Here is a 14,057-nt window from a genome sequence, read left to right as displayed (position 1 = left end):
AAAAGCGCGCCACCCCGGGGGCGGCGCGCCTCGTCGACGCGTCCGAGTCTCCGCTCGGTCAGCGTCCGTCGGTCACTCGGCTCACTGGCACTGGTTCGCCTTGGCGGCCTCGGTGAGGCTGTCCTCGGCGACGCCGCGCTGCTCGCAGCGCTCGTCCTCCGACCACTCCTTCCACTCGGCCGCGCGGCCGAGGCTCGCGGCGTGCGCCTTCCACAGGTCGTAGTTCGGCTTGCCGCCGCCGCCCGCCTTGAAGACCGTGACCTTGCAGATCTTCTGCACGTCGGCGCGGGCCTGCTCCTTCTTCGCGTAGTCGATGACGATCGACGCCATGGCCGCGTTGGTGGAGTTCCAGCAGCAGGTCTTCGACTTGGGGTACTCGAGCTCGGCGAACGCGTAGTCCTCGAGCTTGCGGTACTCGGCGTCGACCGCGGCCTTGTTCTTGTTGAACGAGGCCTGCATGACCCGGTAGAGGGCCTTGAAGCCGTCCTCGCGGGCCGTGCGGCCCGAGCACGTGGCGGGGGTGCTCATCAGGCGGGTGCGCGCGGCCTCGATGAGGCGGAGGGCGCCGTCGCGCTGCTCCTCCGGCGAGCCGGGCTTGAGGAGCTCCTCGAACTCGGCGGTGCGCGCCGCGATGCCAGCGACGTCCTCGTCGCGAACCCACACCTCACGCGAGGCGAGCGGGACGACGTTGCTCCACTTGCCGCCCGAGACGACCGGGGTGCGGTAGCGGCGCAGGCCGCCGCCGAGCTTGGCGTACGGAGTGTCGTCGTAGCCGTTGCCGGGCCCGCCCATGGCCGCGTTGGTGAACCAGTGCTGCGAGTCCTCGGGGGAGTCGCAGATGGCCTGACGACGAGGCATGCTGCCCGAGCACACCCCGATGCGCATGCGCGTGGGGGTGACCTTCTCGGCCAGGTACACGGGCAGCGTGTGCCCAATGCCCTGCTTCTGGAAGCGCTCCACCAGCACGTCGCCCGGCTGCGCGGCCGTGGGCTTGATGTGGAACATGTTCTGCCCGTCGGCCAGGTTCACGCTGCCGAAGTACCCGTCGACGATGCGGAGGAAGTAGCCGACGCGCTTGTTGAGGAGCAGGTCGTCGTACCAGGCGCCCGCGCCCGCGTCCGCCGGGTCGTTGATCCACGGCACGCGGTCGTCGGTGCCGATGTGACGCCCGCGGAGCGTCTGGTCCTTCGGCCAGGCCTGCCCCGGCTGCCAGGTGGCGGAGTAGTCTTTGTAGAGCGTGCGGAACGTGGGGAAGCCGCTCGCCGTCGCGCCGGTTCGGGTGACGAACCCGAAGTGACCCGCGTAGAGCGGCCCGCCGTTGGACCAGCCCGCGAGGTAGAACGGGAGCTTGTACCAAGAGGCGAACACGATGCGCATCACCATGGCGGTGTCGGCGCACTCGAGCACGCCGGCCTTCGAGACCTTCCCCTGGGGGGTCGGGAACTCCCAGGTCTGCGCGGTCGCGGACCAGCCGCCCACCTCGGCCTTCACGAGCTTGAAGCTCTTGAACCACGCCGAGTACTTCTCTTCCCAGCTGAGGCCCGAGTTCGCGCCCCACGCGACGCCCGCCTTCTTGGCTTCCGCGGTGTCGGTGTCGGCCCACTTGTTCGTGGCGTCCCACACGGCGGCGGGGTTGCTCGCGAACGCGACGGCGGTAGGGCCGCCCGCGGACTCGGTGACGGCCTCGCCGCTCTCACCCAGCTCGTCGTTCGAGAGCTTGTGATCGTCGCCCGAGCCCTCCTCCGACTCGTCTCCGGGGTTCACCTCGGCGCTGCACCCCGACACGCCAGCCAGACACAGCGGAGTACACAGGAGAAGGGCGGAGAAGAGTCGCTTCGACATGGAGGGCCTCGTGAGCGGCAGTGGAGGAGGGTAGGGGGGAAGGTGCGAGATGTGCGGTGGGCTGATCCGAAGCAACTGGCTTAGCAGTCGGCTCTCCGGATTCCAGTCTCAAGTCACTCTCGTGGCGCAAATTTCTTGGGAGATCCATGGACCTCGAACGATCCATCGAGCTGCCGCGGCGGGCGGCGAACAACATCGAAGTATACCATCCATTCTTGACCGCGACTTGATTTCGGGCCACGAAGCAGCCTCGCGCAGTTTGCGCCTCTCGCTCAGCGGTCGTAGGGCCACGCGAGACGGCGTCGCGCACCCCCGGGGAAGGCTCGAAGCATGAGAAAACACGTCTTGGTCAGTCTGGTTCCCCTTGCTCTCGCGAGCGTGGCGCTCGGGTTCGTGACGGGCTGCACGACCACCGCCGAAGGCGAAAAGGTCGCCGCGCACGAGGCGGCGTCGACCCGGGCTGCGCTCCACGCGGACGGTTCGCTCACTCTCGCGTTCGGCGAGAATGCCGGCCAGCTGGGGTTCGCGCCGGCCCTCCCCGAGCGCGCGGCGATGGGCGCGCCCGCCGTCGGCACCCTCCCGAACGGCGAGCTGCTGGTCCTCGACGCGCTCCACGGGCGCGTGCTCAAGGTCGAGCCCGCGGGCACGGTGCGCGAGATCGCGCGCGTCGATCGCGACGCCGACGACCTCGCCGTGGGCCCCGACGGCGCCTTCGCGGTGAAGCGCACGACCACGCCGAAGATCGTCGTGTACACGCCGACCGGCGCACGCCAGGGCGAGCTCGACTACCGCATCCTCCAGGACGCCGAGCGCATCGAGCTCGGGGTCTCGCGTCGGGTCACCGTCGTGTCGGCGCACCAGGAGCGCTACCTGCTCGGCAGCCCCACCTTCCCGCTCTCTCCCGCCGAGGTGCTCCACTCCAAGCGCGAGGGCGTCGCCGAGCGCGCCGACGGCGCCGGCCTCCAAGTTCTGCGCGACGAGCGAGGGCTGCTCTCGCTCGTGGCGGTTCGCGCCGACGCGGAGGCGCAGCAGGGGAGAGCCGTCGAGGTTGGCCGCGTGGCGATCGGCCGCGGGGCCTCGGCCCGCGTCGTCGGCGTGACCGGCAACGTGGCCTGTCTCCGCGTGGAGACCCTCGAAGACACGGCGGTCGTCTCGGTCCGTCGCGAGGCGGTCTGCGTCGACGCCGCCACCGGCGCGGTCGTGTTCCGCTCCAACCTCGGCGCGCCCGGCGCCTTCGTCCCCCACCGCGAGCTCACCTTCTCGCGGGGCCGCCTCACGTTCGCGAAGCCCGCGACCGACGGCCTCCAGATCACCACGTTTGCCGTCGCGGAGAAGTCACGATGAGCGTCCGCACCGTCCGCACCGCCCCGCGCGCCGCCCTGGTCTCCGTCCTCGCCGCGCTCGCTTGCGCGGTCACCGCGCTCCCCGGCACGTCGCACGCGCTCACGCGCGACGAGGTGATGTCGCGCGCGAAGGGCTTCACGTACCACCCCTGGCGCAGCGGCGCGGCCAACCAGCGCGGCACGTGCTCGTCGGAGAACGCGAGCTATCGCTCTCTCTCCGTCACCGGTGACTACGTGGGGCTCCCGTACGACTGGGGCGGCTACATGTCGCTCTTCACGTTCGACCAAGGCATCGCGCGCGGGCTCGGCGCCGGCTCTCAGGCGACCGACGGCATCCTGAGCTGCACCGTCGGCCTCGACTGCTCCGGGTTCGTGAGCCAGGCGTGGGGCGTAGGCCACTTCACCACGTCGAGCATGGCCGAGACCTCGGGCGCCATCGCGCAGTCGGCGATGCTGGCCGGCGACGTCTACAACAAGGCCGGCTACCACGTGGCGATGTTCAGCCACAAGCTCGCGAACGGCGAGCCCGTGTTCTACGAGTCGCTGGGCTACAACGTGCACATCAACCAGACCGGGGGCTTCGCGCACGTGCAGGGGTACACGCCGCGCCGCGCGAACAACATCACCGGCACCACGGCGACCGAGCCTGCGGGCACGCTGAACAACCCGATCCCGGTTACGTCGTTCCCCTTCACCGACTCGCGCGACACCCGCCAGTCGCTGAGCCGCATGCTCGACGGCTGCGGGCTCGACGCCACCAAGGGGCAGAAGGGCCCCGAGTACATCTACAAGCTCACCATCACGCAGCCGGGAGCGCTGACCGTGTCGGTCTCCGACGACGCCGCGAGCGACATCGACGTGCAGCTGCTCGGCGCGCTCGACACGAACGCGTGCATCGCGCGCCACGACTCGACCTTCACCCACCAGGTCGGCTGTGGCACCTACTACGTCGTCGCCGACACGTTCGGGACCGACTCGTCGAAGGCCGGCCCGTACACGCTCTCTGTGAACCTCGCGCCCAGCGGGCAGGCCTGCAGCGCCGTGCCCGGGCCCGCGCCGTACGACCCGAAGGGCAAGCTCGGCGACGCGTGCAAGTTCCCCGGCAACGCCAACCTGCCGACCTGCAACCCGAATTTGGGTGGAGACACCTGCATTTACACCTCCACGCAGTCGTTCTGCTCAAAGCCGTGCACGGCGACCAGCGACTGCGCCGATCTCCCGGGCGGGGCGGGCTGCTGTGAGGACCTCGGCGCAGGCGAGAAGTACTGCCTCATCGCCTCCATGTGTGGTCCGGGCGGTGGCGGTACCGACGGCGGCAAGCCCGGGCGCGACGACGGCGGCGCCATCGGCGATCCGCCCGCGGCGCCGGTCGATCCGTCGAACCCCGAGGACCCCGCGGCGCCAGGCGCGGGCGGGCCCGCGGGGCCTGGGGCCTCGCCGAGCGGCGGGAGCGGGGGCGAGACCACGACCACGACCAGCGGCTGCTCCGCGAGCCCCGGCGTGCCCGCCGGCGCCGACGCGGGCGCGGGCGCTGCGGCGCTCGGCCTCGCGGGCTTCGCGTTCGCGCTCGTGCGTCGCAAGCGACGCGCGCGTCCCAGCGTGCCGCCTCTCGCGCTCGGCTGACCGCGCCGACGACGCGGCGCGGCGAGCCCGCAAGCGGCCCTTCCCGAACGGGGGAAGAGCCCGCTATGGTTTCGCCATGCTCAAGTTCAGCGACGACCCCACCATGGCCGAGCAGGAGATGAACGCCATCATCTTCTACCTCGTGACGTTCGGCTACATCGACGGGGACTTCGACGCCGCGGAGAAGACCTTCGTGCGCGACTACATCCACAAGCTCATCGACGCCCGCGCGCGCCACGCCATGCCGGGCGCGGCCGAGGACGTGCGCACCGAGATCGTCCAGAAGTACACGAGGCACTTCCTCGAGGTCTTCGAGGGCATCGACCAGAACGTGAAGGAGCTCTTCACCGAGTCCGTGTCGACCGACGAGGACCCCACGGTGTTCGTCCACGGGCGCCTCAAGTCGAAGTGCTTCGAGATCTTCAAGTCGTTCGACCGCACCGGCCAAGACCACCTCATGGCGAGCATCGACGACCTCCTCATGGCCGACGGCGAGGCACACCCCGCGGAGATCGAGTTCCGCGCGGAGCTCGCCGCGCTGCTCGACGCCGATCTCGACCTCGACCTCGACATCGAGCTGGACGTGCCCGTGCCGAGCCACAGGTCCAGCGTCCATCCGCAGGTGCCCATGCCGCGCAGCGAGGAGAACCACGCGTTCTTCGAGCCCATGGAGCAGCACTTCTCCAAGGATCGGGATCGCATCCTCGCGCAGGTCGAGAAGGACAGGGCGCTCATCGATCGGTGCCTCGAGGTCCTGAAGAGGCAGGCGGCCGAGGGGGCCGGTCGCCTCTCGGGCAAGCACAAGGTCGACGAGCTCGAGGGCGCGTTCCTCGATGGCCACGTGTACGTGCGCAAGCCCAAGCCTGGCCAGCGCCACGAGCTGCTCGTGCTCGGGGATCTGCACGGCTGCTACAGCGTGCTCAAGGCCGCGCTCATGCAGTCGCGCTTCTTCGAGAAGGTCGACGCCTACCGCGCGAGCCCGACCACCCAGCCCTACCCGATCCTCGTCCTGCTGGGCGACTACATCGACCGCGGCCTCTTCAGCCTGAACGGCGTGCTGCGTCTGGTCATGCAGCTCCTGGTGACCGCGCCGGACCACGTGATCGTGCTCCGCGGAAACCATGAATACTACATCGAACACGCGGGCAACATGTACGGCGGCGTGAAGCCCGCCGAGGCGATCAACACCCTCAAGCCGCACCTCAGCATCGACGTCTTCCGGCACTACCGCGAGCTCTTCGAGGCGATGCCGAACGTGTTCTTGTTCAACCGCATCTTCTTCGTCCACGGTGGCATCGCGAAGGATCGCCTGCTGAAGGAGCGCTACAAGGACCTCTCGAGCTTGAACGACCCCGACCTGCGCTTCCAAATGATGTGGAGCGATCCGTCGGCGGCCGACGTGATCCCGGCCGATCTGCAAGACAAGGCGTCGCGCTTCATGTTCGGCCGCATGCAGTTTCGCGCGTTCATGCAGAAGGTCGGCATGAACACGATGATCCGCGGGCACGAGAAGGTGAACGCGGGCTATCACCTGCAGTACGACGACGACCGCGGCCGGCTCATCACGCTGTTCTCCGCCGGCGGCAAGGACAACGGCGATCTCCCCGCCGAGAGCACGTACCGCAGCGTCACGCCGATGGCGCTCACGATCGAGCACCACGGCGAGGAGGCGCGCATCACCCCGTGGGCGCCCGACTTCGAGTCGTACAACGACCCGCAGCGCAACGCGTTCTTCAAGATCCCCCCGGAGATCGAGCACCGCGCCTGAGGGCGGGTGGCGCGGGCACCGAACCGCGTCGCACGGCGCGCGGGTCCTGTGTAGCATCGTCACCATGCAGTTCGCGGACGCGAGGGCGACCTCGATCGCCTACCTGATCCTCCGCCACCTCTACGACGGCGACGTCATCGAGTGGCCCATCGCCGAGGCCGATCCCCACGCGCCGATCTTCGCCGGTCTCGAGGCGCAGGGGTACGTCGCCCGCTGGGACCGCGTGTGGCCGCTCGCCGACCGGTACCGTCTCACGGAGAAGGGGATCGCGCTCATCGAGTCGGTGTATCGACCGGCGGGCGCGGACGCGTTCTTCGAGGAGGTCCGCCGCCAGAACCTCGCGCCGCAGGATCGGCGCAACTACCTCGCCAATCGCCGCCTCGACCCGCAGCTGTGGCCGCTCCTCCACGATCCGTCCACGCACTGGAGCACCTACGCGACGACGGGCTCGCGGTACCAGGCGTACATGTGGGAAGACCACCGGCCGCCGAAGCGGCGCCGCCCGCCCGCGCAGCCTGCCCCGGCTCGTGGGGGCGGAGGCGTCTTCCGCGGGGGTGGCGTGCGGGTGCATCACGTCATCCATCACCACCACGACCGCCACCATCCCGCGCACCTCGTGGATCTCGACCGCGAGGCCGACCAAGGGCCGGCGGCGCCGACGGGTCACGACTACGACGTCTCGTGAGTCGCCCGCTCCGCGCGATGTTCGTCGCGAACGACGGGTTCTCCGCGGGGCACGTCACGCGCGCGCTCGCCATCGCCGCCGCGCTCACGGAGCGAGGGCGCGCCCGCGGCGTGGAGGTCGCCTCGCTCCTCGCCACGACCTCCGAGGCCGACGCGCTCTTCGGGGGCGCCGACGTGGCGCTGCTGCGCCTGCCTGCGCCTGACGCCGCCCGCCGCGCCGGGCTCGCCGATCCCGAGCGCCGGCGCCTCGTCCGCGCGTGTCTCGAGGCCGCCGTTCAGTCATTCGGGCCCGACCTCGTCGTCGTCGACACGTTCCCCTCGGGCCCGCACGGTGAGCTCGCCGGCGCACTCGAGGGGCACGCGCGGCGCGTGCTCGTGCGTCGTCACGTACCGGTCGAGCGCTGGACCGCGGAGCCGCTCGCGGCAGGGCTCGCCGCGTGCGCGCTCGCGATCGTCGCGGACGATCCCACGCAGACGACGCCGGTACCTGGCGTCAACTGTGTGCATGTTCCACCTATTGTTCGCGCCCAGGAGCTCGCGTCGAGGGAGGCCGCGCGCGCGCGGCTCGGCCTCCCTCGCGACGCGCGGGTCCTCCTCGTCACGTCGGGCGGTGGAGGCGATGGCGCTGCCCGCGAGCGCGCCGCGCGCTTCGCGAGCGCCGCGCGGAAGCACGACCCCGGGAGCGTCGTCGCCGTGGCGGCGGGACCGCTCGCGACGCTCGCGATGGACGGCGTGCTCCTCCCGCGCGGGCTCGTGCCCCTCCGCTGCGCGCCGCTCGGCCCATGGATGGCTGCGTTCGATGGCGCGATCGCGGCCGCGGGATACAACACCGCTCACGAGCTCGCGCACGCAGGAGTGCCCGCGGTGCTCTACGCGTGCCCGCGCCCTTTCGACGATCAAGCGGCGCGCGCCCGGCGCTTCGCGGAGCAGGGGCTCGCGTTCGCGCTCGAGGACGACGCTGGGCTCCCCGCGGCCCTCGCGTGGCTCCGCGCGCCGCGGCCTGACCGAGCGTGCGCGCTCCGAGCCGACGGTGCGCCGCGCGCGGCCGACGCGCTCCTCGACCTCGCCGGCGCGAGGTCCGCGTGAAGCCCGCGCCGCTCCGGGTCGCGTTTCACGCGATCAACGGCGTCGGGCTCGGCCACCTGGTCCGGGCGATGTGCGTCGCCAAAGAGGTGCTCGCCGCGTCGCCCGGGAGCCAGGTGCTCGTGCTCACCAACGCGCGCGATCCATCGATGCTCACCGCCGCCGGCGTTGACTTCGTGCAGTTTCCCGCGCGCTTGGCGGAGCCCCACGCCGATCCCTCGCGCGTCGAGACGGCTCTTCTCGAAGACGAAGAGGACGCGGCGCTCGGGGCGGCGCTCGGCGCGTTCGCGCCCCACGTCGTGGTGTTCGACACGCACGCTCCACCGAGGCTCGTCGCGCGCGCGACGGAGCTCGGCGCCCGCACGGTGCTCGTGCTCCGCGAGCTGCGGCCCGAGGCGCTCGCCGCCTTCCTCGCGAGCGGCGCGGCCCGCGCGTTCGATCGCGTGGTGGTGCCCCACGAGCCCAGCGAGGTCGACGCGCGGCCCTTGGAGGCCGCGGGCCTCTCGGTGCGGGTCGTGGGTCCCGTGGTGCGCCCCGGCGCGACGCTACAGGCCCCGTCGCGTGCGAGGAAAGGCGCGCCCCGAGTGGTCGCTCTCGCGGGCGGCGGCGGGCAGCCCGTCGACGCGCGGCGGTACATGCGCGCCGTGGCGGACGCCCACCTCCTCGCGCGGGCCCGCGTGCCGAGCCTCGAGACCGTGTTGGTCACGGGCCCCTACGGCGCGCCGCCGGAGGGCGTGCGGGGCCTGCGCGGGCTCACGGTGAAAGGCGCGCTCCCCGACCTCGGCCCGCTCCTCGCGTCGGCCACCCTCGTCGTGTCGCAGTGTGGCTACAACGCCGTCGCGGAGCTGCGTGCGCTCCGCAAGCCGGCCGTCCTCGTCCCCGCGTATCGGAAGTCCGAGGACCAATCGGCGAGGGCGCGCCGCCTCGCGCGCGTAGGCGCCGCGGTCCTCGCGCGCCCCGAGGCGCGGTCGATCGCGTCCAGGGTGGAGGTGCTCCTCACCACCCCCGGCGCGCTCGACGCCATGTCCGCCGCGCACGAGCGCGCGCCTCTGGTCCCCGGGAACCGCGCGGCCGCCGAGGCGGTGCTCTCGCCCGTGCTGCGCCCCGGCGGTCCCGTGCGCCGCGTGGTCCTCGTGGCCCACGATCTCGCGCCGCGCCTCGGTGGAATGGAGACCGTCGCGCGGGCCCTCGCGAGAGAGCTGCTCGCGCGCGGAGTGGACGTCCGCGTCTACACGACGCGGCGGCTCGGCGCGGGGGATCCCGCGGTGTCGGGCCTGCCAGAGGGCGTCGTGCTCCCGATGTTTCGCCCGCGCCCGCGCCCTGGGCGCATCGACCTCGAGGCCGACCTCCTCGCCACCCTCGAGCAGGCGCTGCGTGACGAGCCCGACGTGGTGCACCTGTGCCACGCGGGGCTCGCGCCGTGGGTCCCTTCGCTTCAAGCGAGCCTGCCCGCGGTGGTCACGGTCAGCGTACACGGCAACGATCTCCTCGCGCCGTGGGTGCACCACGGTGACCGCGAAGAGTCGTATGAAATCAAACAACTAGAAGGCCTTCGTGCGGCCGCGGGGGTCTTCGCGGTGTCGGAGTTCTCCGCCTCCCTCGCGCGTGCGCGCGGCGTCGAAGGGGCCCGGGTCTTTCCGAACGGAGTCGACGTCTCACGGTTCGAGCCGGGCCATCGCGGGCCAAAGGAGCGAGCGCTCGCCGCGCGCCTCGGCCTCGAGCCGGGCGACGAGGTGGTGCTCACGGTGTCACGCCTCGCCCCGCGCAAGGGTCACGCGACCGTCGTCCGCGCCGTCGCGCGCCTCGCGCGCGAGCGCCCGCGCCTCCGCTTCGTCTACACGGGCGCGAGCGACGCGCTTCACGCCGAGCTCCGCGCGCTCGCGGACGAGCTCGGCGTCACGTCGAGCGTGGTCGCGGCCGGTCGCGTGCCCGAGGACGAGCTGCCCGCGCTCTACCGTCTGGCCGATGTGTTCGCCCTGCTCGCGGAAGAGCCCACCCCGAGCGACGTGGAGGGGTTCGGCGTAGCGCTGCTCGAGGCGGCGGCGAGCGGCGTGCCGCAGGTGGCGTCGCGGAGCGGAGGCATCCCCGAGGCGGTCGAGGACGGGCGCACGGGGCTCCTCGTCCCCCCGGGCGACGACGTCGCCGCCGCGCGGGCCCTCGCGCGTGTGCTCGACGAGCGGGGGCTCGCGGCGGAGCTCGGCGCGCGTTCACGAGCGCGCGCCGTCGCGTCGTTCTCCGAGGCGCGCGCGTGCGGGCGTGTGCTCGACGCGTGGACCGCCGCCGCGGCGCGCCCGCTCCGCACCTCGGCCTCGCCCGATGGCGCGCGGCTCGCGCGGGCCGCCCGGGAGCGCGCGGCGTCGATGCGACGCGAGCGCGAGGCGCGGGCCGCGAGCTTCCGCGGCGCGATCGAGCGCGAGCGCGGGGTCCGCCTCCGCGCTACGGGCGAGGGCGATCGCTTGCTGCCCGAGGTCCTGGCGGACTGCGCGTCGCTCGGCCACCGCCCGACCGTCGAGGTGAAGCTTCGGCGCTTCGTCGAGGCCGACTTCCAGGCCCACGCGCTGCCCCTGGTCGGCGCCGTCGAGGTCGCGCACGGCGTGCCGTTCCCGAGCGCGAGCGCGCTCCTCGAGACCCTCCGCGGGCTGCCCTCGTCGTCGATCGATCGCGTCCGCGTCGTGCGCCTCTTCCTCACGCCGGACGCCCGCGCCAGCGACGCGATCGCCGTGCGGGCCGTGCCCGAGGCCCACGCGCTGCGTCGCTTCTTCGGCGATCGGGGCGCCACCGTCGTGCCGCCGCCGGAGCTCATGCGCTACCTCTCGGCCGTGCCCGCCGGCGGGCCCGAGACCGGCATGATCGAGCCGACGAACCTGTGCAACCTCGCGTGCCCCACGTGCCCCACGGGCACGGGCAAGATCAAGCCGCTCCCGCAGATGAGCCTCGGCGCGTTCGGCGGCGTGCTCGATCAGCTCACGCCACGCCTTCGCAACCTAGCCCTGTGGAACTATGGAGAACCGCTGCTGAATCGGGACCTCCCGGGCATGATCGCCCACGCGAAGGCGGCGGGGGTGGGCGTCGTCAAGGTCTCGTCGAACGTGCACTTCCTCGACGGCGCGCGCGGCGAGGCGTTGCTTCTCTCGGGCCTCGACGTGCTGATCTTGAGCGTCGACGGCGCGAGCCAGGCGACTTACCAGACCTTCCGGAAAGACGGCGAGTTCGACCGGGTCGCCGGCTCCGTGGCCCGGCTCTGCGCCGAGAAGAAGAGGCTCGGGCTCGCGAAGCCCCGCATCGAGCTTCAGTTCATCGCCATGCGCCACAACGAGCACGAGCTCCCCGAGATGCGACGCCTCGCGCGCGAGTGGGGGGTCGACGCGCTCCGCGTGAAGACCGTGGGCGCGGACGACGAAGGTTCGCGCGGGCTCGTGCCGGCGACACGGCTGCTGTCGCGCTACGGGGCCGACGGCGTCACGCCGAACACGCACCACGCGTTCTGCACGATGGCGTGGGACCACACGGTCGTGAACGTCGACGGCTCGGTCACGCCGTGCTGCTATTTGCGACCGGACATGGGGCCCGAGTTCGTCATGGGGAACGTCTTCGAGACACCTTTTCTCTCCGTCTGGCGCGGTGAGCGCTACCGCCGCTTCCGTGAGGCCATGCTCGCGGGGCGCGCAGGCATGCCCGTGTGTGGCACCTGCCGCGGGGGCACCCACGATCTGCTCGTGGCCGTCGAGGCGGTGGCCCCGTCATGACGACCACGGCCGCCGCCGAGCCCCGCCCGTCCGTGCTGTTCGCCGCGGGTACACCCGAAGGCCCGGGCGCCGCGCTCGCGGCCGTACGCGAGACGCTGGACGCGATCCCGAACGCCCCCAGCCCGCCGCGCGCCCTGCGCTGGCACGTGGACCCGGGTAACCTCGGGCTCCTCTCGCGGACGCTGCGGGAGCTCGCCGACCTGCCCGCGGGCCTCGCGCCGTCGATCACGGCGGTGCTCGCGGCCGAGGACCTAGCCGACGATCGCACCGTGGTCGCGCGCGAGGGCGAGCTCGCGCCCACCCTCCGCCGCCTCCACGAGGAGGCGCTGAGCCGCCACGGCGGACCTTCGCTCCGGCTCGAGCTGGCCAGCGGGCGCCCTTATTTTCTCCCTCCGCCGGCGCTCGACATCTCGACCAACGACCTGTGCGGGCTCGCCTGCAACATGTGTGGCAACCGCGCCACCACGCGCGATCCGCACACCATCACGGTCCCGCAGGTGCGCTCGCTCATGGAGCAGGCCGCGGCGTGGGGCGTTCGCCGCGTCGCCCTCACCGGCGCGGGGGAGCCGTTCCGCGACCCGGCGATGCTCGACCACATTCGCCACGCGAACGCGCTCGGCCACCTCGTCACGATCACCACGAATGGCTTCCCCGTCTCGGAGAAGATCGCCACCGAGCTCGCCGAGAGAGTGTTGTCCGTCTCGGTCTCCATCCACGGCGCGACCGACGCGACGCACGACGCCATCACGGGCGTGGCCAAGGCCGGCGAGAACGCCTGGAGAGCCGTGCGTCGAATGGCGCGCGCCCGCGCGGCCCGCGGTGGATCGAAGCTGCGCGTGAACGTCTCCACGGTGATCCAGCGCGCCAACGTGCACGAGATCGCCGCGCTCGTCCGCCGCGCGCGCGAGGAGGGGTGCGACGGCGTGAACATTCAGCCGGTGAACCTCCAGCACGGCTCGTTTCACGAGGGGAGGATCGTGCGTCGCGACGATCGGCTGCGGGGGGCGCACCTGTGGCCGGACGACCGCGCGGGCGACCTCGCGAGCCTCTTCGACGAGCTCGCCGAGCTGCGCGCCGAGTACGGCGCCTTCGTCCACGCGACGCCCGAGCGGCTCGAGCTGCTCCGTCGCTATTTCGTGGACTCCTCCCGCGAGGCCCTCCAGGTGGCCTGCCGCGTCGGCGAGGCGTTCCTCGCGGTCGACCACCGCGGAGAGATCAAGCCCTGTTATCGGCTCCCGTGGTCGCACGGAGACGCGCGGCTCACGAGCGTGCAGGCCGTGTGGAATAGCCAGGCGTACGCGCGCACCCGCGCACTCATCGACGCGTGCCCGCTCACTTGCATGAACAACTGCTTCTTCCGCGAGAAGAGGCACGGGTGAGCGCCGCCGACGTGCGCGTGGAGGTGAACGTCCGCGACCCTGGGCTCGCGCGCCGGCTCGTGCGTGTCATCGCCGCGGCCCGTCGCGCGGCGCAGGCCGCCGCTCGCGCCGCGGTGGTAGGCACGCGCGGGCTCCCCGTCGTGCGGCTCCGGACCCGCCCCCGGCTCGAGGCGCTGGGGCGCGACGCCGTCGCTGGCGCGATCGTCGTGGCGCGCGTCACCGAGCGCGGCGCGAGGCACCTGCCTGCGCTCGTCGCTGCGCTCCGCGATCTCGGGGTGGCCGGGGTGCAGCTCGTGTGGGACGGTGAAGACCCCCCGCGCGAGCGCGTCGAGGGGCACGTGTTCGCGGTCCTCGAGGCCGCCCGCGCGACGCCGAAGGGGCCGCCCGTCGTCGTCGCGCGCGCCAGAGAGCCGGTCTTCGCGCTGCGCGCGTCGATCGCGAAGCGGAGGGAGCGAACGTCATGAACCTCGAAGTGAGCGACGAAGGCGCGAACGTAGGTCGATGGCGGCCCCGAGCCGGCGGCGAGGTGTCGCCATGAACACGCAAGCGAGCCGCCGGCGAGCGACGTGTCCATGCCGCCCGACCGAAG

9 protein-coding genes are annotated in these 14,057 nt (G+C 72.2%); 8 read left to right on the top strand and 1 reads right to left on the bottom strand.

Annotated elements, in window-relative coordinates; translation table 11 throughout:
- Nucleotides 1-81: 81 nt before the first annotated feature.
- The gene (locus IPQ09_07980; GenBank protein ID MBL0194150.1) at nucleotides 82-1,842 is read right to left on the bottom strand and encodes a hypothetical protein; all 1,761 of its coding nucleotides are present in this window, start codon (nucleotides 1,840-1,842) and stop codon (nucleotides 82-84) included.
- A gap of 330 nt (nucleotides 1,843-2,172) precedes the next feature.
- Here IPQ09_07980 and IPQ09_07975 point away from each other — a divergent pair, with 330 nt between their 5' ends.
- From IPQ09_07975 to IPQ09_07940, 8 genes are all read left to right on the top strand, one after another.
- The gene (locus tag IPQ09_07975; GenBank protein MBL0194149.1) at nucleotides 2,173-3,186 is read left to right on the top strand and encodes a hypothetical protein; all 1,014 of its coding nucleotides are present in this window, start codon (nucleotides 2,173-2,175) and stop codon (nucleotides 3,184-3,186) included.
- A complete protein-coding gene (locus IPQ09_07970) occupies nucleotides 3,183-4,808 on the top strand; it encodes a hypothetical protein (GenBank protein MBL0194148.1) in 1,626 nt (541 codons plus the stop codon). Before IPQ09_07975 ends, IPQ09_07970 begins: the two co-directional genes overlap by 4 nt.
- Before the next feature lie 76 nt (nucleotides 4,809-4,884).
- Nucleotides 4,885-6,576 (top strand): serine/threonine protein phosphatase, encoded by a 1,692-nt coding sequence (locus IPQ09_07965; protein ID MBL0194147.1) that lies wholly within the window; start codon nucleotides 4,885-4,887, stop codon nucleotides 6,574-6,576.
- 64 nt (nucleotides 6,577-6,640) lie between these two features.
- Nucleotides 6,641-7,261, top strand: coding sequence for a hypothetical protein (locus tag IPQ09_07960; GenBank protein ID MBL0194146.1), 621 nt, complete (start codon nucleotides 6,641-6,643; stop codon nucleotides 7,259-7,261).
- Nucleotides 7,258-8,346 (top strand): hypothetical protein, encoded by a 1,089-nt coding sequence (locus tag IPQ09_07955; GenBank protein MBL0194145.1) that lies wholly within the window; start codon nucleotides 7,258-7,260, stop codon nucleotides 8,344-8,346. Before IPQ09_07960 ends, IPQ09_07955 begins: the two co-directional genes overlap by 4 nt.
- Complete coding sequence (locus IPQ09_07950; GenBank protein ID MBL0194144.1) at nucleotides 8,343-12,089, top strand: glycosyltransferase; 3,747 nt, start codon at nucleotides 8,343-8,345, stop codon at nucleotides 12,087-12,089. The genes IPQ09_07955 and IPQ09_07950 overlap by 4 nt, the downstream gene beginning before the upstream one ends.
- On the top strand, nucleotides 12,086-13,468 hold the full coding sequence (locus IPQ09_07945) for a radical SAM protein (GenBank protein ID MBL0194143.1): 1,383 nt from the start codon (nucleotides 12,086-12,088) through the stop codon (nucleotides 13,466-13,468). The genes IPQ09_07950 and IPQ09_07945 overlap by 4 nt, the downstream gene beginning before the upstream one ends.
- A complete protein-coding gene (locus tag IPQ09_07940; GenBank protein MBL0194142.1) occupies nucleotides 13,465-13,932 on the top strand; it encodes a hypothetical protein in 468 nt (155 codons plus the stop codon). Before IPQ09_07945 ends, IPQ09_07940 begins: the two co-directional genes overlap by 4 nt.
- Nucleotides 13,933-14,057: the final 125 nt, after the last annotated feature.

The sequence above is a fragment of the Myxococcales bacterium genome, from assembly GCA_016720545.1.
Taxonomy (GTDB): domain Bacteria; phylum Myxococcota_A; class Polyangia; order Polyangiales; family Polyangiaceae; genus JAAFHV01.
This window is presented reverse-complemented; position numbering and strand designations above follow the sequence as displayed.